The sequence below is a fragment of the Pseudoalteromonas sp. J2K-J599 genome, from assembly GCF_059295115.2.
This window is the reverse complement of record NZ_CM200271.1, coordinates 12583-36679: the sequence shown is the minus strand read 5'-3', so window position 1 is coordinate 36679 and position 24097 is coordinate 12583. Positions and strand designations below refer to the sequence as shown.

Sequence of the window (24097 nt, the reverse complement as noted above, 5' to 3'; positions counted from 1 at the left end):
TAGGAAAACTCAGTGACTCAACCATTACGCATTATATTTGCCGGTACGCCGGACTTTGCCGCACGTCATTTACAAGCGCTGATACAAAGCGAACACCAAATAGTGGGTGTATATAGCCAGCCAGATCGCCCTGCAGGTCGTGGTAAAAAATTAAAAGCCAGTGAAGTGAAAGAGCTAGCGCTTGAGCACAACTTACCGGTTTTTCAGCCACAGTCATTAAAAAATGATGAAGCACTAGCTGAGCTAACAAGCTTAAATGCCGACATTATGATTGTTGTAGCATATGGCTTAATTTTACCTAAAGCTATTTTAGAAGCGCCACGTTTAGGTTGTTTAAACGTGCATGGCTCTATATTACCGCGCTGGCGCGGTGCTGCACCTATTCAACGCGCAATTTGGGCAGGTGATAAACAAACCGGCGTAACAATAATGCAAATGGATGAAGGGCTAGATACCGGCGATATGCTACATATCAGCCGCTGCCCTATTAGCACAACAGAAACTAGCGCAAGCTTATATACAAAGCTTGCTGAGCTAGGTCCAGATGCGTTAATTGAAACCATTAATAAATTAGCTAATGGTGAGATCACCCCTGAACCTCAAAACGATGAACTTGCTAACTACGCTAAAAAGCTTTCTAAAGAGGAAGCTGATATCGACTGGTCCATGAGTGCGCTTCAAATCGAGCGAAACATTCGCTCTTTTAACCCGTGGCCAATGTGCTTTACCCAAATGGGTGGGCAAACAGTAAAGATTCATCAAGCGCAGGTTATGCTGCAATCAGGTGATCCTGGGCAAATTTTATCAAGCGACAAAAATGGCGTAGTAGTGGCGTGTGGCGAACACGCTTTATGTATTACGCAATTACAGCCGCAAGGTAAAAAACCAATGGCAATTAACGACTTTTTAAATGGTCGTAGTGACTGGGTTACTCCTGGCACAATATTAGGCGAAAACAATGAGTAATGTTCCAAACGTACGAGCGCTTGCCGCTGAAACTTTATATAACGTAGTTGATAAAGGCGCATCGCTTAATCAAGAACTTCCATTTGCAAGCCAAGGCTTGCCGCCTAAAGATAAAGCGTTGCTACAGCAAATTTGTTATGGCGTTTTACGCTACTTACCGAGCCTTGAAAATTACTGCCAACACTTAGTAGAGCAGCCATTAAAAGGTAAACGTAGAATATTTCAGTTTTTATTATACGTAGGTATTTATCAACTGCAGCATATGCGCGTACCACCTCATGCTGCCATTTCAGAAACGGTTAACGCACTGGCTCAACTACGCGCTTTAGGATTAAAAGGACTGATAAACGCCATTTTACGTAGCTTTCAGCGTCAACAAGCTGAGCTTGAAGAAAAAGCGAAGCTTATTCCGGTATGTTTATACAACCATCCAAATTGGTTTATTAAACAGGTGCAAACAGCCTACCCAGATAGCTGGGAAGCACTACTTGAAGAAAACCAGCAACAAGCGCCAATGTGGCTTCGTGTCAATCAAGCCCAATTTAGCACGCAAGAATACAGTGACATGCTCAGCGCTAACGATATTGAACACACCTTAAACCCTGATTTTATTGATGGGATTAAGCTTGCCAAACCACGTGATGTATTTTCGTTACCTGAGTTTGATACAGGTGCATGTTCAGTACAAGATGCTGCAGCACAGTTGGCAGCCCGCTTTTTAGAACCTAAAGCAGACGACTATATTTTGGATGCCTGCGCAGCCCCTGGCGGTAAAACATGTCATATTTTAGAGCTTGCTGATGCTGATGTACTTGCACTTGATAGCGACTCAACTCGCCTTGAACGTGTTAAGCAAAACTTAACGCGTATTGGCTTAGGTGCAGACCTACAATGTGGCGATGCATCGCAACCACATACCTGGTGGGATGAAAAATTATTTGATCGTATTTTACTTGATGTGCCTTGTTCGGCCACTGGCGTAATTCGCCGTCACCCTGACATAAAATGGTTACGTCGCGCATCAGATATCGAAGACTTAGCCAAGTTACAAAGCGATATTCTTGATAGCATTTGGCCACTGTTAAAACCAGGTGGCACATTGGTATATGCTACGTGTTCGGTTCTTCCACAAGAAAACCAACAGCAAGTTGCTAAGTTTTTAGCTAATAACGATGATGTAGAACATATACCTCTACACGAAAACGATACCGTAACAACGCCAGGTTTGCAGTTACTGCCCGGTGAAAGTGATGGATTTTATTACGCTAAGCTAGTTAAAAAAGCCTAATAGCCGTACACTAAATAGTTAGCCATTTATGAAACATTAAATGGCTATTTTTTTAATTAAATTATGATCAATACCACGGGTAAATAATGAAAATAATTATACTCGGTGCCGGGCAAGTTGGTGCTACGCTTGCTGAAAACTTAGTTGGCGAACAAAACGAAATTACCGTTGTTGATATAGACGGTAACCGATTACGTGAACTTCAAGATAAGTACGACTTACAAGGGGTTATGGGCCACAGCGCGCATCCTGATGTATTACGCCGCGCAGGTGCTGAAGATGCCGATATGATTATAGCGGTAACTAGTTCAGATGAAGTGAACATGGTTGCATGCCAAGTGGCATACAGTATTTTTAAAACACCCACTAAAATTGCCCGCATTCGCTCAGAGCAATATTTAAAATACCGCGAAAAACTTTTTCAAAACGACGATTTACCAATCGATCATTACATTGCTCCCGAAGCACTGGTCACTAAGTATATTCGCCGTTTAATTGACTACCCTGGTGCTCTGCAGGTATTGCAGTTTGCTGATGGCATGCTCTCGTTAGTAGCCGTAAAAGCTTACTATGGCGGTTTACTTGTAGGTTATGCGTTATCTGCACTTAAAGAACATATTCCTAATGTAGAAACTCGTGTTGCCGCTATTTATCGTCAAGGTAAAGCAATAAAACCATTGGGTACCACCGTTATTGAAGCCGATGACGAAGTATTCTTTATTGCCGCTACAAAACATATACGCGCGGTAATGAACGAGCTACAAAAACTTGAGCGTTCGTACAAAAAAATTATGATAGCTGGTGGCGGTAACATTGGGGCAGGCCTTGCCCGCTCACTTGAAAAAAACCACACCGTTAAACTAATTGAACGCAGTAAAGAACGTGCTGAGCAACTCTCAGAAATGCTCGATAATACGGTTGTTTTTTGTGGTGACGCATCTGATCAAGAACTGCTCTCAGAAGAGCATATTGAACAAGTCGATGTATTTATTGCCGTAACCAATGACGATGAAGCAAACATTATGTCAGCCATGCTTGCAAAACGTATGGGCGCACAAAAAACCATGGTGCTTATCCAGCGTGGTGCTTACGTTGATTTGGTACAAGGCGGCGAAATAGATATTGCCATATCCCCACAACAAGCAACTATATCAGCGTTATTAACGCACGTACGCCGTGGTGATATTGTTAACGTGTATTCACTGCGTAAAGGCGCAGCAGAAGCCATTGAAGCGGTTGCTCATGGTGATGAAAACACATCTAAAGTGGTTGGTCGTGCGATTGCCGACATAAAACTTCCTGCGGGTACAACTATTGGCGCAATAGTACGTAATGACGATGTGCTGATAGCTCATGATGATACAATTATTATGTCGGGCGATCATGTCATCATGTTTTTAATCGACAAAAAACACATTACCGTTGTAGAAAAACTATTCCAAGTAAGTGCTATATTCCTTTAACTAGTTACGCTAATTAGTTAATTTAAAATACAAAAAAGCCGCTGACTAAGGCGGCTTTAGTGGAGTATCTTCGAATATTGATTACTGTACTTTTGAAAACTCTTCTTTAGAGATTTCACCATTTCCATCAGCATCTAAATCATCAAAAATCTTTACAAGTTGAGGGTTAACCTTCGCTTCTTCCATTGTAATCGCACCGTCGCCATCTGCATCAAAAGAGGCAAAGTCCACTGCTGCGTATGCTGCTGATGAAGATGCTAAAACGATAACTGCAAGTGTTGTATTGAATGTTTTCATAATAATATTCCTAGTAATATGGGAAGTCCTTTTCAAAGATCCCTGACTGTGAAAAATGTTTAATTAGTAATTAGCGAACTCTTCTTTAGAAAGCTCGCCGCTACCATCTGTGTCTAGCTCAATAAATTCAGCCATTAAATCGGTATCGACTGCCGCTTCGCTTGGGCTAATTGTGCCGCTACCATCGATATCAAGGCTGTCAAAATCTGATGCTGCAAATGCAGCTGAAGAAGATGCTAGTACTATAAGTGCTAATGCTTTATTTAAATGTTTCATAACTTAATCCTTCAATGTTCTATCAAAAAAATTGCTTCGTTTAACTTAAAACGTAATTTTTCACTTCCTTGTTATCCTCTTTCGTAAGCTCCCTTGCCTACTTAGGTTGTCTTTGGCAACTCAGGATAAATACTTTTTAATTAAGCTTCTGAAAATTCTTCTTTTGATAACTCACCATTTTGGTCGGTATCAAGCTCAGAAAACATGCTCATTAATTTTGCGTCTACTGATGCTTCTGCTTGGCTAATTGTGCCACTGCCGTCTACATCAAGTGTGTCAAAATCTGTTGCTGCAAAAGCGGCTGAAGAAGATGCAATAGCGATAAGTGCTAAAGTTTTATTAATGCTTTTCATAATATGTATCCTTCAAATTTATGTGTGTGCGATTAAGTATTTCACTTTGAATCACGATTTCGTTCAGTACACCCTGACTATTACAACTTAAATGCCAACATTGAAAAGCCATTAACTTTCAATAAGTTAAAAATAAAACGTACAATAAGTAGGAATTTTCAGAGTCATTACTGTTGCCTTTTCGCAACACGCTTTAAAGGTGAAAAACTAAAGTCATTAAAAACAAATAGTTATGTTTATATAAAAAGATACATTTTAAAATGTAGAGCTATAAAAGGAGGGATTTTAAAAAATAGTTAAGGTTAATTTTAACGAAGTAGCTATAACAACAAAAAACAAGCCATAATAAAAAATACGTAAAACATTGTTTTATTTGAATAATATTTTTAATTATATAAAAACAAAAAAACACTTTATAAATACTCACTTAAAACGCCATTTTGTTGCAAATAAGCGAAAAACGATTTAGTCAACGGTGGGCTCAAGCGCAGATGGGTCTATAAAATGCTCTTTCATAAAGGTTTTCATTTCATCCTCGCTTGCTAGTAGCTTAATTCCGCAGTGCACACCTGCAGCATGCTCTTTAACACTGCAAATTTCACCTTCAAAATCTTTATCACTACTATTGAGGACGACAGTGCATTGCATATCTTTTATACCTTCAGCTTGCTGATCGCCTCTAATATCAAACATTACACCAGTGAGTGAAATGTCCTTAATAAGGCCTTCAAGCACTCTATCGTCACTTAGTTTTAGCTTTGCAGGTAATAAGGTAGGTATGCGTGTTTGCGAGCGTAGCGCAAATAGCTGCACTTGCTTAGGAAAATTAATAAAGACGAGTTTAGCAGGATGCGAGGCTACTGACATAATTTGCTGGCGAAACGCAATAACTTGCCCACCACTGCCTTCAATCAGTGCTCTTACAACAACCATTACGCCATCACGTAAATAGTCACTCGCCGCAGGTAAACGCTTTGCATTGGGATAATTTAAAATAATAAACTGTTTATCGAGTAAACCAACTAATTCAGTTTTAACACGCTTACTGCTTGTAGGTGTTAATATTTCTAGGTCGACTAAGCTGCCTACACTTATATGCTTTAGCTTTTCTAAATTTGTTGGCATATCCCTTTCCCAATAGTTCGTAATTTAAAACTTAAGCCGCTCGTTTATCCACGCCAAAAAGTAGGCGTAAATAAGACTAATAAAGTAAATATTTCTAGGCGACCAAACACCATTGCAATGGTAAGCAACCATTTAGCACCATCGGTTATAGCACCATAATGCGACGCTACATCTCCTAAACCAGGCCCTAAGTTATTTAAACAAGCCGCAGTGGCTGAGAACGCAGTTATGTTATCCATACCCGTGCCCATAAGCGCTAACATGATAATAATAAATACCAGCGCATAAGCAGAGAAAAAACCCCACACAGCTTCTACTACTTTATCTGGCAACGCCTTACGACCCAGCTTGATTGAATATATAGCACGAGGATGCACTAAACGATTGAGCTCACGCACACCCTGCAAATAAAGTAAAAATACGCGGACTACTTTCATGCCACCACCGGTAGAGCCTGCACAGCCACCAATAAAGCTCGAAAATATAAGTAAAATAGGTAAAAACAAAGGCCATGTTGAAAAGTTATCCGTAGCAAAGCCTGCTGTTGTACTCATTGAAACAGCTTGAAATAATGCCTGATCGAGGGTTTCATCGCCATTAGCAAATATTTCATTAGAGGAAAGTACAGTAAAACAAATAACCACCAGCGCTAATTGAATACACAAAAACACCTTAAACTCAGGATCTCGAATATAAACTTGTATATTTCGGCTCGCCACTGCAGCGTAGTGCAGGGAGAAGTTAACAGCGGCAATAATTAAAAAGAACACACAAATAAAGTTAATTACAGGGCTGTCAAAGTGCCCCATGGAGGCGTCGTAAGTAGAAAAACCACCTATAGCCACCGTTGAGAATGCATGACATATCGCATCAAACCACTCCATTCCTGCAGCCCAATAAGCCAGCATACAAGTAATAGTCAACGACACATAAATATACCAAAGGTGCTTTGCAGTATCGGCAATTCGCGGGGTCATTTTAGAATCTTTTACAGGCCCAGGTATTTCAGCGCGGTACAACTGCATACCACCAACACCTAGCATTGGGAGTATAGCAACAGCGAGTACGATTATACCCATACCGCCAAACCACTGGAGTTGCTGGCGATAAAACAATACCGACTTGGGTAAATACTCAATACCGGTAAGTACTGTAGCGCCGGTGGTTGTTAAGCCAGAAAATGCTTCAAATACCGCATCGGCGAGCGATAAATTAGGTTCTTGTAAAAAGATAAGCGGCAAGGACGCAAACGCCCCAAGTACCAGCCAAAACAAAACAACAATTAAAAAGCCTTCACGTGCTTTTAAATCACCGTTTTCATGGCGGTTTGGGTAATAAGCCATCATGCCAATAACAACACTAAAAATAAATGCTAAAACAAAGGGAACACCACCACCGTCTTTGTATATTAAAGACACCAGTGCCGGAGGCACCATGGTAATACTAAACAGCGCAACAAGTTGGCCAAGAATTTTTATGATGGTACGAAATTGCATTTAGCTTGTCGCTTTTATTATTAGTAAATTCAGGCTGAGTAGTATCAACCAAATTAAATAGGGTCAGTATGCATTATATGCAATTTGTGTAGGTTATTACTCTTTAATAGTTAACTCAACTGCGCCGTGACTTAAATCAAAAATATCTTTGATTGCTTGCTGAGCTTCGCGGCTATCGATTGTAATCACCCACTCAATATTAGCAGTAAATTGCTTATCAATATTAAGCACTTGATACTTTGTTTTTAATAACTGCTCAATCGCGCCTTGCATGCTGTACTCACTACTCCCAGTAATTTCAACGCTGGGAACTTTAAGCACCGTTTGCAATTTTACTAGTGCATTATTTAATGAGCCACCATAAGCACGTACTAGTCCGCCGGTGCCTAATTTTATGCCGCCAAAATAACGTGTCACCACGGCAGTAATTTCGCCAAGGCCCGAACCCACCAGCACATTTAGCATAGGCTTTCCTGCAGTGCCATTAGGTTCACCATCATCCGAAAAACCATAAACATGGCTGCCACCGGGGGTGCCTGCCACATGTGCCCAGCAGTTATGACGTGCATCGCTATACTTTTCTTCAATGCTTTTAATAAATTTTTTTGCTGAATTTAAATCGGGGGTGTGTGCAATGTGGACTATAAACGTACTTTTTTTTATTTCTTCTTGATGAAAAACGTCAGCAGCAGGATATTTATATTCAGACATATTAAAAGCTCAATTAAAAATGGGGCCTAAAGGCCCCGTTCATATGCATATTTTAACGTTTATTCGCTAACTCGTCTTTATAGAAATTAATCGAGTTCTAAATTACGCGTCATATTCTCTAGGCTATCTTCGTGAACAATAATGTTATCTTCAATACGAATGCCGCCAAATGGTTTAAATGACTCTACCTTTTCCCAGTTAATAAACTGCTTATTATCGGTTTGCGCTAAATCACCAAGCAGTGAATCAATAAAGTATAAACCTGGCTCAATAGTAAACACTTGGTTTTTTTCGATCAGGCGAGTACAACGCAAGAACGGATGCCCTTCCGGCGATGGTTGATGTGTGCCCTTTTCGTCACTCATAAAACCGCCCATATCATGCACTTGTAAACCTAGGTGATGTCCTAGCCCATGCGGGAAGAAAGTAGATGTAATTTTACGCTCAACAATTTCCTCCGCGGGTAGGTTAACAATTTTAAAGTCACTAAGTATTTGTGCGATACGATTATGACATTCAACGTGTAAATCACCATAAAGCATGCCCAGCTTTAAACCTTTACCTAACTCGATTTGTTGAACAGTCATGGCTTGTACAAGCTCAGCAAACTCACCCTGTTTTTTAAAATCATACGTACGAGTAATATCAGCAGCGTAACCATTAAAGTTTGCACCGGCATCAATTAAAAATGAGTTGTGGGTATGTGGCACTTTTGGATCAAAGTGCGTGTAGTGCAAAATAGCGCAGTTTTCGTTAAGCGCAACAATGTTGCCGTACGGCATTTCATTTTCGCTTTGACGTGTCGCCATTAAGTACGCTTGCTGAATGTCGAACTCGCTACCACCATTAAAGAATGTATCGCGTGCAGCTTTATGCCCATCTACTGCAATACGGTTAGCATTGCGTAAACATTCAAGTTCGTACTGCGTTTTATAAGCGCGGTGGTAATGAAAATAGTTAAGTACAGGCTCAGGGTTCATAATACTAAAACCAAGAGCTTGCGCTACTTCAATGTATTCACCCATGTAAGCATATTTAGCTTTATCGTATGGTAATAACTTTTCGACTTGATCAGGCTGAAGTAGTAGCTCTATATCAAAGTACTCAGCCCAAAAGTCGCGAGGCTCGTCTGGTACTTTATGCCAAAAATCTACTGGACGATAAAATATTAGCTTTGGTTTGTCGCTGCCATTTACCACAATCCAGCAATGAGGGTTATCAATAACCGGTAACCATGCTTTAAACTGTGGATTAACTTTAAATGGATAATACATATCATCTAAAAACTGGCGCTTAGCTTGGCCTGAATGAATTACTAATCCTTCTAACCCTTCGCTATTACAAATTGTACGAGTACGCTGTTGCAGTGTTGCAATATGTTCGGCGTATAAAACGGCTAATTTATCCATTGTTAATCCATCTGTTAAATTTAACTTGCTATGAGTCTATCACTTATACCAATTGCATTAAATTAATGATCTATTATAGCGATAAGAAAATAGCTTAATAACAAGGCTAAAATTATGATACATAGTTGTTCTATATAAATAATTTTTAACGCAGTTATTGAATTATTTAATACGCTAGAATGATCATGTTTTTAATAAAATTGGTATTACCCTCAGCGCTCAAAAAAGGGGATATCTAAACGCATTAGATATCCCCCTACTTTAAACTTATGTTTACTAACCGCCCATTTTCATTTCGAGTAGCGGCGCTAATACATTACCTTCTCGGCCCATTCTTGTATGGTAAACCTGCCTGTACGCAAATACATTTTTTACGTAATCGCGGGTTTCGCGATACGGAATAAGCTCTACCCATAACTCAGCCGGAATAGCGTCATCAGGTAACCAACGCTTTATACGGTGATAACCCGCATTATAAGAAGCCGTAGCCAGTACTTCATTGCCATGGTTTTTCTTTTTTAAGTACTGTAAGTAACTCGTACCTAACCTAATATTTGTTTTAGGTTGATATAAACGACTACTTGTCACACTGCCTTTATTTACATACTCAGCAGTACTAGGTAATAACTGCATTAAACCACGCGCATTAGCATGCGAGCGTGCATCTGGCGCAAAAGAGCTTTCGCGCCTTGCAATAGCAATACTCCAAGCAACATCTATCTTGCTACGTTTACTGTAGCGCTCAAAAACATCTTGAAACGCAAACGGAAAACGTTGCTCTACGTTATCCCATGCTTTAATTTTTGCTAAAGTAAAAATAGTACTGTCGTGCCAACCTAAATCGGTAGATAGTTGTGATGCTGCCAGCTTTTCTTCATCGCTGGAGGTATCCGTTAAGTAATTCCATTCACGGCGTGCCGACGTAAAGCGCTCAATATCATAAAGTGCTTTTGCACGCTTAAAGCCTGGTGCATTACTCACTTTATCTACAAGTACCTTATCGACTGCTAAAGGCTGATTATTTAAATCAACGGGCAACCCCAAACGTGCTGCGGCTAAAAAGCCGTAATAATCACGATTAGCCGCTACTTTTTTCCAGATGTCGTCTGCTTTTTGTTGCTCGCCACGTTGTGCATAGCTATAAGCTAACCAATATTGCTGACCAAGACTTAAATTTTCTTTACCTGTAAAAAATGCAGCAATCCCTTCCCAATCTTGGGTTTTGAGCATATTGCCCAGTTGCCATTGAATAAGCTTGCTGTCTAGTCGCTCTTTTGGCACTTTATTTAGCCAAAAGCTCGCTTGTTTATGCCCGCTAGAGGCAAGTGACAATGCAAAGGTGTAATACACATCCGCTTTTTCTTCATCGCTGTACTTAAATATATTTTCTAGCTTTTCCCATGCTTTTAAAGCTAGCTCTTTATCGCGCCAAACCAAACGCTTAACACCATAAATAGCTATTTGCCCTTCTTTAGCCGACTTGTTTTTATATCTATATAATCCAGCGGCTGCGCTTGGATCTTTTCGCACTTTTAAATATAAGTCAGCTAAGTAACGCTCCTTACTTGGTAATAAAGTTTTTAAGTAAGGTAATAGGCTTTGCGTTCCGCCTTGTGCAGCAAGTGTTACACGCTTCCAAACCGTTTCTTCTTTCATGTAGCCTTTTTTACGCCACGTAGAAAATAAACTATCACAACCATTAGGTTGCGATTTACCTACAGCCCATAAGTCGGTCACCTGATTTAGAATTGCCTTTTCGGGCGCACCTAAATCAAGCTGAAAATCTAAATAAGTACAAGTAAGCTCCGTATTAGACGTTTCACGATAGTTGCGGATATACGCCGCCTTTTCGTTGTTATCTTTTAAATATTCTAACCACGCTTTGCGCACCGGCCACTCAAGCGGCGTATGCTGGTATATATTTAAATATTCTTCTATTTCTGCCTGATGTTTAATGCTCGGATGGCGTTGCCAATACGTTTTTTCAACATAAGGTTTTAACGGATGATTTAGATTACTAACCGCTTGTTTAAAGTCTTGGTAACTGCCGTACCTTACTTTTTTTTCGGCATCTAAAAATGCATCGTTATCGATACTTGCCTCGGCAGAATGAAGAGGAAAAATGAATGCAGCTGCCGCAACACTTAGTAAATATTTTTTCATAATGTCCTTTAATAAAAATTAAAGTTGTGAATAAAAACTTTTCAACCACCTTAGCACCAAACCAGCTATATTTTAACCAGTCGATTGTAACCGAGTTAAATTTTTCGTTGCATTTTTAATTTAAAGCAAGCACACTGATTGAAATGCAAACTCATCGTACCAGTCTTAGTTCGTCAACTAGGGAGAATAATAATGTTATATAAAAGCGATTCCTTTGAAGTTAGCTTCCTAAAGGAAAACATCGCCGAGTTTAAGTTTTGTGTTGCAGGTTCTGTAAACACACTATCTCAAAAAACTCTTTCAGATTGCGCAGCAGCATTAAAAGAATTAGCCGCCAATACTGATATCAAAGGCATGATTTTTACCAGTGATAAAGACCACTTTATTATTGGTGCCGATATCTTCGAATTTTTACCTACATTTACTAAACCTGAAGAAGAATTAGTAGTGTGGATCAAAAACGCAACCGACGTTTTTGATGCAATCGAAGATTTACCATTCCCAACTCTAAGCGCTATAAACGGTATGGCACTTGGCGGTGGTTGTGAGTGGGCACTTGCTACCGATTATCGTGTGGCAAGCGAAACAGCTAAAATGGGCCTACCAGAAGTTAAACTTGGCATAATGCCAGGGTTTGGTGGCACAGTGCGCTTACCACGTATCATTGGCGCCGATAACGCGATGATGTGGATTACCTCAGGCGCAGAAAACCGCGCAGCAGATGCCCTTAAAGTAGGTGCGTTTGACGCGGTAGTTAGTGCTGACAAACTTCTAGAGTCAAGTGTATCAACACTTGAACTGGCGATTGCTGGCAAGCTAGATTGGCAAGCAAAACGCAACGTAAAACTACAGCCACTTAAATTAAACCGTGTTGAGCAAGGCATGAGCTTTGCTATGGCAGAAGGTATGGTCATGGGTAAAACCAAAGGCCACTATCCTGCACCGGTTATGGCTGTACGTACTATTAAAGCAGCGGCAAACTGTACTCGCGATGAAGCAATGGCAATCGAAAATGCCAACTTTGCTAAATTAGCACGTACACCAGAAGCAGCAGCACAAACTGGTATATTCCTAGCTGATCAATACATTAAAGGTAAAGCACGTAAATTTGCTAAGCATAGCGATGTAGAAATTAAACAAGCAGCTGTATTAGGTGCAGGTATTATGGGCGGCGGTATTGCATACCAGTCTGCTTATAAAGGCACGCCTATTATAATGAAAGACATCCAACAAGATGCGCTTGATTTAGGTATGGGTGAAGCATCTAAATTGTTAGGTGCAAAAGTTAAGCGTGGCCACATGCCAATGGAAAAAATGTTGGCGACACTTAGCAAAATTAAACCAACACTTAACGAGTCAGACCTACAAAGTGCCAACATTATTGTTGAAGCGGTAGTAGAAAACCCTAAAGTTAAGCAAGCAGTACTCGCCGATCTTGAAAAGAACATGCCAGAAGGCACTGTACTTACTTCAAACACATCGACTATTTGTATTGATTTACTAGCACAAGCGCTAGATAAGCCAGAAAACTTCTGTGGTATGCACTTTTTCAACCCTGTGCCAAAAATGCCATTAGTAGAAATTATCCGTGGCGCAAAAACCTCAGATAAAACTATTAATGCAGTAGTTGATTACGCGCTTAAATTAGGTAAATCACCAATTGTTGTTAACGATTGCCCAGGCTTTTTTGTAAACCGTGTTTTATTCCCTTACTTTGCAGGTTTTAGCAAATTAGTGGTTGAAGGCGCTAACTTTGCAAAAGTAGATAAAGTAATGGAAAACGTATTTGGCTGGCCTATGGGTCCGGCTTACCTACTTGATGTTGTAGGTATTGATACAGCGTTCCATTGTACTGGCGTAATGGCTGACGGTTTCCCTGAGCGTATGGCTCGTGCTGATAAAGACCCTGTGACTATTTTTGCCAACGAAAAACGTTTTGGACAAAAGAACAAAGCCGGTTTTTACAAATACGAAACAGATCGTCGCGGTCGTCTTAAAAAGTCTCATGACGAGACAGCAATTGAGCTACTAAGCCCAATCACAGACGCACCAAAAGAATTTGATAAACAAGAAATCATCGACCGTTGTATGATTCCAATGATTAACGAAGTGCTACTGTGTTTGCAAGAAGGCATTATTGCCTCGCCGCAAGAAGCAGATATGGCATTAGTTTACGGTGTTGGTTTCCCTCCATTTAGAGGCGGCGCGTTCCGTTACTTAGATCAAACTGGTTTAGCTAACTTTGTTGCAGCAGCAGACAAATACGCTCACCTAGGTGCGATTTACCAAGTATCTGAACAAACTCGCAAGTGGGCCGAAGAAGGTCGTGTTTTCTATAAGGTGGAAGGTTAATATCATGAATAATCCAGTAATTGTAGATTGTATCCGCACACCAATGGGTCGCTCTAAAAGTGGTGTATTCAAACATAAACGTGCAGAAGACTTAAGCGCACATTTAATGAAAGGCTTACTAGATCGCAACCCAGCAGTTGATCCAGCATCAATTGACGATATTTATTGGGGTTGTGTACAGCAAACATTAGAGCAAGGCTTTAACGTAGCGCGTAACGCATCATTGCTTGCCGGTATTCCGCACAGCGTTCCTGCTGTTACGGTTAACCGTTTATGTGGCTCTTCTATGCAAGCATTGCATGACGCAGCACGCGCAATAATGACAGGCGCTGGCGACACTTACCTAATTGGTGGTGTTGAGCACATGGGTCACGTACCTATGACTCACGGCAACGACTTTCACCCAGGCTTAGCAACATCAATTGCACAAGCGTCTGGCTCTATGGGCTTAACAGCAGAATACCTTGCTACGCTTCATGGCATTAGCCGTGAGCAACAAGATGAATTTGCTTACCGTTCACATCAACGAGCACAAGCTGCAACTGTTGAAGGCCGTTTCCGTCGCGAAATTTTAGCAATGGAAGGCCACGCAGCAGATGGTTCGCTTATCTTAGTTGAAGACGACGAAGTAATTCGCCCAGAAACAACAGTAGAAGGTCTATCAAAGCTTCGCCCTGTATTTAATCCTGCATCAGGTACGGTAACAGCCGGTACGTCTTCTGCACTTTCTGACGGCGCATCTGCAATGTTAGTAATGAGCGAAGAAAAAGCAAAAGAACTTGGCTTACCAATTCGTGCGCGCATTAAAGCAATGGCAGTCGCTGGTTGCGATCCATCAATTATGGGTTACGGCCCAGTACCAGCAAGTAAAAAAGCACTGGCACAAGCCGGTATTACAATTGATGACCTAGGCGTAGTAGAACTTAACGAAGCCTTTGCAGCACAATCATTACCTGTAATGAAAGATTTAGGTTTAATGGATGTTGTTGACGAAAAAGTGAATTTAAATGGCGGCGCAATCGCACTTGGTCACCCACTGGGTTGTTCGGGTTCGCGTATTAGCACATCGCTTATTCACTTAATGGAAGACAAAAATGTACGATACGGTTTAGCAACTATGTGTATTGGTTTAGGCCAAGGCATTGCAACTGTATTTGAACGTGTTCAAGACTAATTAGTTTAAACATGTAAAACCATCTTGGTGATTAAAAAGGCGAACTGATTTTATTCAGTTCGCCTTTTTTATTAGCTTCAATTAAGTGAAGACAATCCTTTATGAAGCAAGTATGTAACAGCGTAATTGTGTGATCGGGCGTATTATTAAATAAAGCATTTTGAAACTGCTAAAAGCATTAAGTAAAATAGTTAAATTACACTCAAAATTGCGCTAAACTGCCAAACTTATTAATTGCTATACCCAAGCACTCGCATACACAGCAATCACTTTAATTAAACAGGCCAATTTATTATGAGCTTTGATAATCCCGATCACCAATTAGATGCCATAGGCCTTCGCTGCCCAGAGCCAGTAATGATGGTACGTGCTGCTATTCGTAAAATGAATGATGGTGAAACGTTATTAATAACTGCTGATGACCCATCAACCACTCGCGACATTCCGAGCTTTTGTACGTTTATGGATCACACGCTGGTGGCTAAAGATGCAGAAGAAGCACCGTATAGGTATGTGGTGAAGAAAGGGCTTTAAACTCTTGTAGGTCGGGTTGAGTTTTACGAAACCCAACGTATTTAATAACCACCAAAATAGTTTTGTTCGCCACACATGTTGGGTTTCGCTTCACTCTACCCAAACTACGAAACCCCCTTGGTGTTAATGCTGAATAAATCCTACAACGTCCTTGTCACAAATCCATCAACCCACTAGGGCTATTAAATAGCTAAAAATCACTTCTTCGTTATCGTCACTTGTGGCTTATCGTAGTCACTGTAATCAATACTTACTATGTACGTGCCTTTTATTGCTGGTGTGAAACTAAAGTAGTTATAAATAGTATTACAGTCTGCGATAGCTGGCTGGCCCAGTGTTAGCTTTTGTCCTGCTGGTTGTGCGTCGCTGTAACCACAGTTGTAACCTTCACTAAAATCGGCATCGGCTATTTTAAATTCGTACACTTTACCTGGGGTCGAAAATTTAACTTGCGCTTGATAAAGCGCAGGGCCAACTGGCGCAAACTGATACTGGGGTTCTGCATCCCACAATGTAAAGTCGCCACGTAAGTAAATTGTGCGGTCAAGCTCTTGCTGTGGCAATACATCGTTAATCGAAATTTGGCTTGTACAGGCAGTAAGTAAACCAGCAATTGCTAAAGTTAAAATTCGTTTCATAGAAATCATCAATGGGTATCCTTTGCATACAGTGAAAACTAAAAAGCCAGCAAAACGCTGGCTTTTAAAATTGCTAATCGGTGTTATTTTTGTAAAACAGAAATATCTGCAATACCTAAAAACAATCCGCTTAGCTGGCTTAATAGCGCAAGACGATTTTGCTTAACAGCTTCATCGTCGGCCATAACCATTACGTTGTCAAAAAAGTTATCAACACTTTCACGAATACCCGCCAATTGGCTCAATGCTTCTTGGTAGTTTCCATCTGCGTAAAGTGGTGCAAGGTCAGTGGCAAATTTTGCTACTTGTGATGCCAATACTTTTTCGGCGTCGTCGCTTAATAAGCTCTCATCAACACTACCTTGGCTGGTAATGTCGTTTTTAGCCAGAATGTTACCTACACGCTTATTAGCTGCTGCAAGCGCTTCTGCTGCGTCTAATGTACGGAAGTGGCTTACGGCTTTAACACGGCGGTCAAAATCAACAGGTTTAGTCGGACGACGTGCAAGCACTGCTTGAATTACGTCTACTTCAATACCTTCGTCTTGATACCAAGCACGGAAGCGCCCTAGCATAAACTCAAATACGTCAGTTGATACATTTAAGTTAGTTAACTTGTCGCCAAACAATGTTTGCGATTTAGCTACTAGGTCTAAAATATCAAGTGGTAGTTCTTTTTCTACCATGATGCGCAGTGCACCAATAGCAGCACGACGAAGAGCAAATGGGTCTTTGTCACCTTTAGGTGCTTGGCCTATACCAAAAATACCCACCAGCGTGTCAAACTTATCAGCAATCGCTACTGCGCAGCTAATTAAGTTTGTTGGTAAGTTATCCCCTGCAAAGCGTGGCATGTACTGCTCGTTTTGAGCTACGGCTACATCTTCGGCTTCACCATCGTGGCGAGCGTAATGCATTCCCATTACACCTTGCACGTCGGTAAATTCCATAACCATTTCAGTCATTAGGTCAGTTTTACTTAATAAGCCTGCACGCTGTGCTAGGTCTTTATCAGCACCTAATTGCTCAGCAATATAACCTGCAAGTTCACTAATACGCTGAGACTTATCTTTAAGCGTACCAAGTTGCTTTTGGAACAATACACTATCAAGCGACTCTAATCGGCTTTCTAGGGTTTTCTTTTTATCTGTTTCAAAGAAGAACTGTGCATCGGCTAAACGCGGGCGCACTACTTTTTCGTTACCAGAAATAACCACACTTGGATCTCTACTTTCGATGTTAGATACAAACAAAAACTTATTTAAAAGTTTGCCGTTTTGATCTAATAACGGGAAATATTTTTGATCGTCTTTCATGGTGTAAATTAACGCTTCGGCTGGTACATCTAAAAATGCTTCTTCAAATGTTGCCGTTAAAGTAACTGGCCACTCTACAAGTGATGTTACTTCTTCTAGTAAATCTTCATCCATTGCAACAACAGCGTTAACTGCGCTTGCAGCCTCTTCTATTTGTGCTCGAATTTGCGCTTTACGTTGCTCGTAATCAGCAATAACGTAAGCAGATTTAAGTACGTCAAAAACGTCATCTGCATGGTTAATGCTAATTTTTTCTGGGTGATGAAAACGATGACCCTGAAGCTGGTTAGTTATTTGCTTACCAAGAATTTCGCCTTCAAGTAGCTCATCACCAAATAAAATAGTGACTGTATGCACAGGACGAATAAATTGTGTTTTATTCGCGCCCCAACGCATTGGTTTAGGGATTGGTAATTTACTTAACGCTTTAGTGATAGCATCTGTCATTAGGGTTTTAGTTTCTTGCCCTGCTACTTTAGCAATGTGCAATAACCAAGCGCCTTTATCGGTTTCAAGTGTTTGTGCGTCTTTTACTTCAATACCACAACCACGTGCCCAACCCATTGCTGCTTTTGTTGGGTTACCTTCGCTGTCAAACGCTGCCTTTGTTGCTGGGCCACGCTTTTCAACTTCTTTGTCTTGTTGCTTAGCTTCAAGCGCTTTTACTTGTAAACCCAAACGACGAGGCGATGCATACCAGCTTACGCCTTGGTGTGCTAATTCTAATGTTTCTAGCTCTTGAGTTAAGTTTGCAGCAAAGGCTTCTGCTAATTTACGCAATGCTTTTGGTGGTAACTCTTCAGTGCCAATTTCTACTAATAAATTTTGTGCTGACATTTTACTTATCCTTACACAGCGGGAAACCAAGCGCTTCACGTTTGTCATAGTAACTTTGTGCACACGCTTTTGATAACGCACGAACGCGTAAAATATAACGCTGACGTTCGGTTACCGAAATTGCGTGGCGTGCGTCTAGTAAGTTAAATGCGTGCGATGCTTTCATTACTTGCTCGTATGCAGGTAGTGGTAAGTTAGCTTCAATTAACTTTTGGCTTTCTGCTTCACACTTATCAAACTGTGCAAATAAGTCTTCTACGTTTGCATGTTCAAAATTATAAGTAGATTGCTCTACTTCATTTTGATGGAACACGTCGCCGTATGTTACGCGCCCTAGTGGACCGTCTGCCCATACTAGGTCGTAAATGCTATCTACGCCTTGAATGTACATTGCTAAACGCTCTAGGCCGTAAGTAATTTCGCCTGTTACTGGTGAGCACTCTAAGCCACCCACTTGTTGAAAGTAGGTAAACTGCGTTACTTCCATGCCGTTTAACCAAATTTCCCATCCCAATCCCCATGCGCCTAGTGTAGGTGATTCCCAGTTATCTTCTACAAAGCGAACTTCGTGAGTAAGGGTATCAATACCCATTGCCGCTAATGAGCCTAAGTAAAGCTCTTGGATGTTATCTGGCGATGGTTTTAAAACTACTTGGAATTGGTAGTAATGTTGTAGGCGATTTGGGTTTTCACCATAGCGGCCATCCGTAGGACGACGACACGGCTGAACGTACGCGCTCGACATTGGCTCTGGACCAATAGACTTTAAAAATGTTTGTGGGTGAAATGTCCCGGCGCCCACTTCCATATCAAGTGGTTGAATAATGACACAGCCTTGCTGCGCCCAATAATCCTGTAAAGCCAGGATCAAACCTTGAAAGGTTTTTACGTCATATTTTTGCATATTTGGCTTTTTACTATCTAAGAAGTAGCGTGAAAATTACCCTTAGTATACCGTGTGTACACTCAGGTTTTAAGCAGTTTGTGTAATTGAAAAAATAAAAAAGGAGCCATTAGGCTCCTTTTTCGGTGTAAGTAATATTTTTACACGTCTAGATTAACTACGCGTAGAGCGTTAGTTTCGATAAACTCTCTACGAGGCTCCACTTGATCACCCATTAGAGTGGCAAATAATTGATCCGCGCCAACAGCATCTTCAATTGTTACTTGTAACATACGACGAGCACTAGGATCCATTGTTGTTTCCCAAAGCTGGCTTGGGTTCATTTCACCCAGTCCTTTATAGCGTTGAATGTAGATCCCGCGCTTAGATTCTGTGATCAACCATTCCAAAGCATCCACAAAGTTATCAACAGGTTTTGTTTTCTCACCACGTTGAATATAAGCACCTTCTTTTAGGATGTTTGCAATGTTAGTACCAGTCACAGCAATGCGTTGGTAGTCACGTGATGCAATAAAGTCATAATGAAGTACATGTGCTTTATCAACACCGTGCTGACGAATATTCACAACCGGGTAATACATATTACGCTCAGCGTCAAACTCTGTACCCGCATGGAAAATAGTTGCATCTTCATCACGTGCAATTAGGTCATCAACTAACTCTTTTGTCCAAGCAATTACTTTAGCTTCGTCAGAAAGGTCATCAGTTTTCAACTCTGTTTGGTAGATTAAGCGCTCCATTACCGTGTTAGGATATTTACGCTTTAAACGCTCAATAACTTTAACTGTATTTTGGTAATCGTGAACGACTTTCTCTAGCGCTTCACCTTCTAGCGCAGGAGCATCTGCACTTGGATATAAAGCAGCATTATTAAGCGCAAGCGACGTTAAGTATTCTACTAATGCAGGATCATCTTTAATATAACGCTCTTGCTTACCCTTTTTCACTTTATAAAGTGGTGGTTGAGCAATATAAATATAACCGCGTTCTACAATTTCAGGCATTTGACGATAGAAGAATGTTAGTAGTAACGTACGAATGTGAGAACCATCCACGTCCGCATCGGTCATGATGATGATACGGTGATAACGTAATTTCTCAGGGTTATATTCGTCACGACCAATACCACACCCTAATGCAGTAATTAGTGTTGCTACTTCTTGTGAAGATAACATTTTATCAAAACGTGCTTTTTCTACGTTTAATATTTTACCTTTAAGCGGAAGAATAGCTTGGTTTTTACGATTACGTCCCTGCTTGGCTGATCCGCCAGCAGAGTCCCCTTCCACTATATATAGTTCAGATTGGGCTGGGTCTTTTTCTTGGCAATCAGCTAGCTTACCTGGTAAGCCTGCTAAGTCCATTGCACCTTTACGTCGTGTCATTTCACGGGCTTTACGCGCCGCTTCACGTGCACGTGAGGCATCAATAATCTTACCTACAACAATTTTGGCATCAGTTGGGTTTTCTAATAAAAACTCAGTGAACTTTTCAGCCATTGCTTGTTCAACCGCAGATTTAACTTCACTTGATACTAGCTTGTCTTTAGTTTGTGATGAGAACTTAGGATCAGGAACTTTAACACTAACAACAGCCGTTAAGCCTTCACGGGCATCATCACCGGTAGCATTGCTGGTTGTTTTAGCTTTTTTGTTAAAGCCTTCTTTTTCCATGTAGTTATTAAGTGTACGTGTTAGCGCTGATCTAAAACCGGCTAAGTGAGTACCACCATCACGTTGTGGAATATTATTTGTGAAACAGTAAATGTTTTCTTGGTATGCATCATTCCACTGCATTGATACTTCAACGCTAATACCATCTTCTTCACGTTCGTGAGTAAAATGGAACACACCTTTATGTATAGGTGTTTTATTACGATTTAAATATTCAACGAAAGCTTGAATACCGCCTTCATATTTAAAGTGGTCAGATTTATTTTCTTCACGCTCATCATTTAATATGATGCTCACACCTGAGTTTAGGAATGAAAGCTCGCGTAAACGCTTAGCTAAAATGTCGTAATGAAAATCTAAATTTGTGAATGTTTCAGCGCTTGGCCAAAAACGTAATTCTGTACCAGTTGTTTCTGAGTCACCAATTATAGCCAAAGGTGCATCTGGAACACCCATAGTATAAAACTGCTCATGAAGCTTGCCTTCACGACGAACGGTCAGTTTTAGTTTTTCTGAAAGTGCATTTACAACAGAAACACCAACACCGTGTAGGCCACCTGATACTTTATAAGAGTTATCATCAAACTTACCACCGGCATGAAGTACCGTCATAATAACTTCGGCTGCAGATACGCCTTCTTCTTCATGGATAGAAGTTGGGATACCACGACCGTTATCTCGAACTGAGACAGAACCGTCTAAGTGAATCGTTACATAAATATCATCACAATGACCTGCTAAGGCTTCATCGATCGAGTTATCAACGACCTCAAACACCATGTGGTGTAAGCCTGTGCCATCATCGGTGTCCCCAATATACATTCCAGGACGCTTTCTTACTGCGTCTAATCCTTTAAGTACTTTAATACTCGACGAGTCATAATTCTCAGACATGGTTAATCCCACTTATCTTGTTATTAGGTTGCCATGTTTCACGTGGAACATTTGTAGTTCTCGTTGCATGGGTTCCACCACAGCAGAAATACTTTCAGATAAAATTGAAGAGATAAAAATTTGAGAACTGCAGTGAGCAAGTAATTGTCCCACTTTCTCTTTTGTATCTTCGCCTAATTCTGAAGGTAGATCATCTATTAGCAATATAGATTGCTTATCTGTCTCTGACTCAATTAAGCTATTTTGCGTAACTTTCAACGCATACAATAGTAGCTTCAATTGACCGCGTGAGAATGTATTCTCCACGCTGTTGCCAGCGACACTAAAACTAAAATCGGCCTTATGAGGGCCTTTACTTGTAAACCCTTGGCGAGCATCTCGCTCAAAGTTTTGCTCTAACGCATCTGCAAGAGATTCAGTCTCTTTCCAGCCTGTGCTAAAGGTCATTTCTAAATCACGTACAAGCGTTAATTCTGCACACATTTTATCAAAAAATTGCTGCTTAAACCTACTTATATACGCCAATCTTAATTTATTTATTTCTTCAGCCAGTCTAACAAATTCTTTGTCCCAAAACTTAATTTGGTCAAAATAATTCTTGGGCTTAGTTTTTAATAATGCATTACGTTGTTTAAGTACTTTATTAAATGATTGCCACAAAAAAAAGAACTCATGTTCCACGTGGAACAAACCTAAATCTAAAAACTTTCTGCGCTCCTTAGGTCCACCAAAAAACAAAGAATAACTCTCTGGTGTAATAATTTGTACAGGCATAAGTTGAGCGAGTTCTGATATCTTACGGCTCGCCTTACCTTGAATTTTTAAATTAGTCTCACCCGTTTGCGTTTTACTAATACCAATCGGAATAGATAAATTGTGTATTGTTTTACGCCCGTGAATTACAAACTGCTCTTGCTGGTGCGCAATAATACTTTTGTGTTTTGGAGTACGAAAAGATTTGCCATGAGAAAGGTAATATATAGCCTCTAAAAGGCTGGTTTTTCCACTGCCATTTTCACCATAAATTATATTAACGCCGTTGACTGGTTCTAGCGTCAGCGCCTCAATATTACGAAAATATTTGAGGCTCAAATGACTTAAGCTCATTATGTATTTATAGTCTTATAAACGCATAGGCATAACAACGTACATTGCTTCTTCATCGCCTGCACCTTCAATTAATGCACTGCTGTTTGAGTCGGCTAATGTAAATAGTACGTCTTCTGTTTTTAATGTGTTTAGTACATCTAATACGTAAGACACGTTGAATCCTATTTCTAGGTCCGCGCCTTCGTAACTTACTTCAACAACCTCTTCAGCTTGTTCTTGCTCTGGGTTATTAGCAGTAATTTTTAATAAACCGTTTGATAGGTTTAAGCGTACACCACGAAACTTTTCATTCGATAAAATAGACACTCGTTGAAAGGCATTACGTAACCATTCTCGGTTAGCTGTAATTACTTTGTCGCCACCACGTGGTAATACACGACGGTAATCAGGAAAACGTCCATCAACTAGCTTACTTGTAAAAGTAAACTCAATATCAATAATACGAATATGGTTAGCACCAAACTGAATTGTAACCAATTCATCGTCAGCTACCATAAGGCGCATAATCTCTTGCACACCCTTGCGAGGTATAATTAATTGACGTTGAGTGTTAAGCGATTGCGTTAATTGCTTTTGCGCAATAGCTAAACGGTGACCATCTGTTGCCACTGTTTTTATATCTGTATTATCTACTTCAAACGACATACCGTTTAAGTAGTAACGTACGTCTTGATTCGCCATCGAAAAATGTGTGCTTTCGAGTAATTTACGAAGCTCTAAACGAGTTAGTTGAAATTCAACCTCGCCATCCCACTGTTCTAAATTAGGAAAATCATCAGCAGATAAAGTCGTTAATGAAAAACGGCTTTTACCACTGGTTAAAAGTAATTGGTGCTCTTGCAAGCTTAAAGTAATGTCTGAACCATCTGGTAGACTTTTACAAATATCGAGTAACTTTTTAGCGGGTAACGTTAGTTTTGTATCGGCAATATCATCACCTACAAATACGCCAGAAACTAATTCAATTTCAAGGTCAGTACCCGTCATTGAAAGTTGTCCGTTTTCTACCACTAACAAAACGTTAGATAAGATTGGTAGCGTATGTTTGCGCTCTATTGCACCCGACACTTGCACCAATGGCTTTAAAAATTGTTGTCTTGATATTGTTATTTGCATAA

The 24097-nt window shown here is 40.4% G+C and carries 20 protein-coding genes; 6 read left to right on the top strand and 14 right to left on the bottom strand.

Annotated elements, in window-relative coordinates; all coding sequences use genetic code 11:
* Window positions 1–12 precede the first annotated feature (12 nt).
* The 3 genes from fmt (at window position 13) to trkA (ending at window position 3717) form a co-directional block, all read left to right on the top strand.
* Window positions 13–966, top strand: coding sequence for a methionyl-tRNA formyltransferase (gene fmt / locus AC5NT5_RS00155; RefSeq protein WP_188162276.1), 954 nt, complete (start codon window positions 13–15; stop codon window positions 964–966).
* Entirely contained in the window at window positions 959–2254 is a 1296-nt protein-coding gene (gene rsmB / locus AC5NT5_RS00150) for a 16S rRNA (cytosine(967)-C(5))-methyltransferase RsmB (protein ID WP_004335167.1), read from the top strand. Before fmt ends, rsmB begins: the two co-directional genes overlap by 8 nt.
* A gap of 86 nt (window positions 2255–2340) precedes the next feature.
* The gene (gene trkA / locus AC5NT5_RS00145) at window positions 2341–3717 is read left to right on the top strand and encodes a Trk system potassium transporter TrkA (RefSeq protein WP_004335170.1); all 1377 of its coding nucleotides are present in this window, start codon (window positions 2341–2343) and stop codon (window positions 3715–3717) included.
* Window positions 3718–3798: 81 nt separating this feature from the next.
* Here the strand turns inward: trkA and AC5NT5_RS00140 are convergent, their stop codons facing one another.
* From AC5NT5_RS00140 to AC5NT5_RS00105, 8 genes are all read right to left on the bottom strand, one after another.
* Window positions 3799–4014, bottom strand: coding sequence for an EF-hand domain-containing protein (locus tag AC5NT5_RS00140; RefSeq protein WP_182673059.1), 216 nt, complete (start codon window positions 4012–4014; stop codon window positions 3799–3801).
* 63 nt (window positions 4015–4077) lie between these two features.
* Entirely contained in the window at window positions 4078–4290 is a 213-nt protein-coding gene (locus AC5NT5_RS00135; protein WP_004335174.1) for an EF-hand domain-containing protein, read from the bottom strand.
* A 140-nt stretch (window positions 4291–4430) separates the two neighbouring features.
* Window positions 4431–4643, bottom strand: coding sequence for an EF-hand domain-containing protein (locus tag AC5NT5_RS00130; RefSeq protein WP_004335175.1), 213 nt, complete (start codon window positions 4641–4643; stop codon window positions 4431–4433).
* A 465-nt stretch (window positions 4644–5108) separates the two neighbouring features.
* Window positions 5109–5768, bottom strand: coding sequence for a flagellar brake domain-containing protein (locus AC5NT5_RS00125; protein WP_149601907.1), 660 nt, complete (start codon window positions 5766–5768; stop codon window positions 5109–5111).
* 44 nt (window positions 5769–5812) lie between these two features.
* Window positions 5813–7264: a TrkH family potassium uptake protein gene (locus AC5NT5_RS00120; protein WP_004335179.1), complete on the bottom strand. Its 1452-nt coding sequence runs from the start codon at window positions 7262–7264 to the stop codon at window positions 5813–5815.
* A 96-nt stretch (window positions 7265–7360) separates the two neighbouring features.
* Window positions 7361–7975 (bottom strand): YigZ family protein, encoded by a 615-nt coding sequence (locus AC5NT5_RS00115; RefSeq protein ID WP_494514189.1) that lies wholly within the window; start codon window positions 7973–7975, stop codon window positions 7361–7363.
* Between the two features lie 86 nt (window positions 7976–8061).
* Window positions 8062–9384, bottom strand: coding sequence for a Xaa-Pro dipeptidase (gene pepQ, locus AC5NT5_RS00110; protein WP_182738749.1), 1323 nt, complete (start codon window positions 9382–9384; stop codon window positions 8062–8064).
* 276 nt (window positions 9385–9660) lie between these two features.
* The gene (locus AC5NT5_RS00105; protein WP_494514190.1) at window positions 9661–11547 is read right to left on the bottom strand and encodes a transglycosylase SLT domain-containing protein; all 1887 of its coding nucleotides are present in this window, start codon (window positions 11545–11547) and stop codon (window positions 9661–9663) included.
* A 192-nt stretch (window positions 11548–11739) separates the two neighbouring features.
* On the opposite strand from AC5NT5_RS00105, the gene fadB reads away from it, so the two are divergent.
* The 3 genes from fadB (at window position 11740) to tusA (ending at window position 15607) form a co-directional block, all read left to right on the top strand.
* Complete coding sequence (fadB, locus tag AC5NT5_RS00100; RefSeq protein WP_188162270.1) at window positions 11740–13899, top strand: fatty acid oxidation complex subunit alpha FadB; 2160 nt, start codon at window positions 11740–11742, stop codon at window positions 13897–13899.
* A 4-nt stretch (window positions 13900–13903) separates the two neighbouring features.
* Entirely contained in the window at window positions 13904–15073 is a 1170-nt protein-coding gene (gene fadA / locus AC5NT5_RS00095; RefSeq protein ID WP_004335189.1) for an acetyl-CoA C-acyltransferase FadA, read from the top strand.
* Window positions 15074–15367: 294 nt separating this feature from the next.
* Window positions 15368–15607, top strand: coding sequence for a sulfurtransferase TusA (tusA, locus tag AC5NT5_RS00090; protein WP_004335190.1), 240 nt, complete (start codon window positions 15368–15370; stop codon window positions 15605–15607).
* Between the two features lie 197 nt (window positions 15608–15804).
* Here the strand turns inward: tusA and AC5NT5_RS00085 are convergent, their stop codons facing one another.
* The 6 genes from AC5NT5_RS00085 to dnaN all read right to left on the bottom strand — a co-directional run bounded on the left by AC5NT5_RS00085 (window position 15805) and on the right by dnaN (window position 24095).
* On the bottom strand, window positions 15805–16254 hold the full coding sequence (locus AC5NT5_RS00085) for an early set domain-containing protein (RefSeq protein WP_004335197.1): 450 nt from the start codon (window positions 16252–16254) through the stop codon (window positions 15805–15807).
* Between the two features lie 74 nt (window positions 16255–16328).
* Window positions 16329–18398 carry a glycine--tRNA ligase subunit beta gene (gene glyS, locus AC5NT5_RS00080; RefSeq protein WP_494514191.1) on the bottom strand — a complete coding sequence of 690 codons (2070 nt, stop codon included), beginning with the start codon at window positions 18396–18398 and terminating at the stop codon, window positions 16329–16331.
* Window position 18399: 1 nt separating this feature from the next.
* Window positions 18400–19302 (bottom strand): glycine--tRNA ligase subunit alpha, encoded by a 903-nt coding sequence (gene glyQ / locus AC5NT5_RS00075; protein WP_004335201.1) that lies wholly within the window; start codon window positions 19300–19302, stop codon window positions 18400–18402.
* 140 nt (window positions 19303–19442) lie between these two features.
* Window positions 19443–21869, bottom strand: coding sequence for a DNA topoisomerase (ATP-hydrolyzing) subunit B (gene gyrB, locus AC5NT5_RS00070; RefSeq protein ID WP_494514192.1), 2427 nt, complete (start codon window positions 21867–21869; stop codon window positions 19443–19445).
* Between the two features lie 12 nt (window positions 21870–21881).
* Complete coding sequence (gene recF, locus AC5NT5_RS00065) at window positions 21882–22976, bottom strand: DNA replication/repair protein RecF (RefSeq protein WP_494514193.1); 1095 nt, start codon at window positions 22974–22976, stop codon at window positions 21882–21884.
* Window positions 22977–22991: 15 nt separating this feature from the next.
* Window positions 22992–24095, bottom strand: coding sequence for a DNA polymerase III subunit beta (gene dnaN, locus AC5NT5_RS00060; protein WP_004335206.1), 1104 nt, complete (start codon window positions 24093–24095; stop codon window positions 22992–22994).
* Window positions 24096–24097 lie beyond the last annotated feature (2 nt).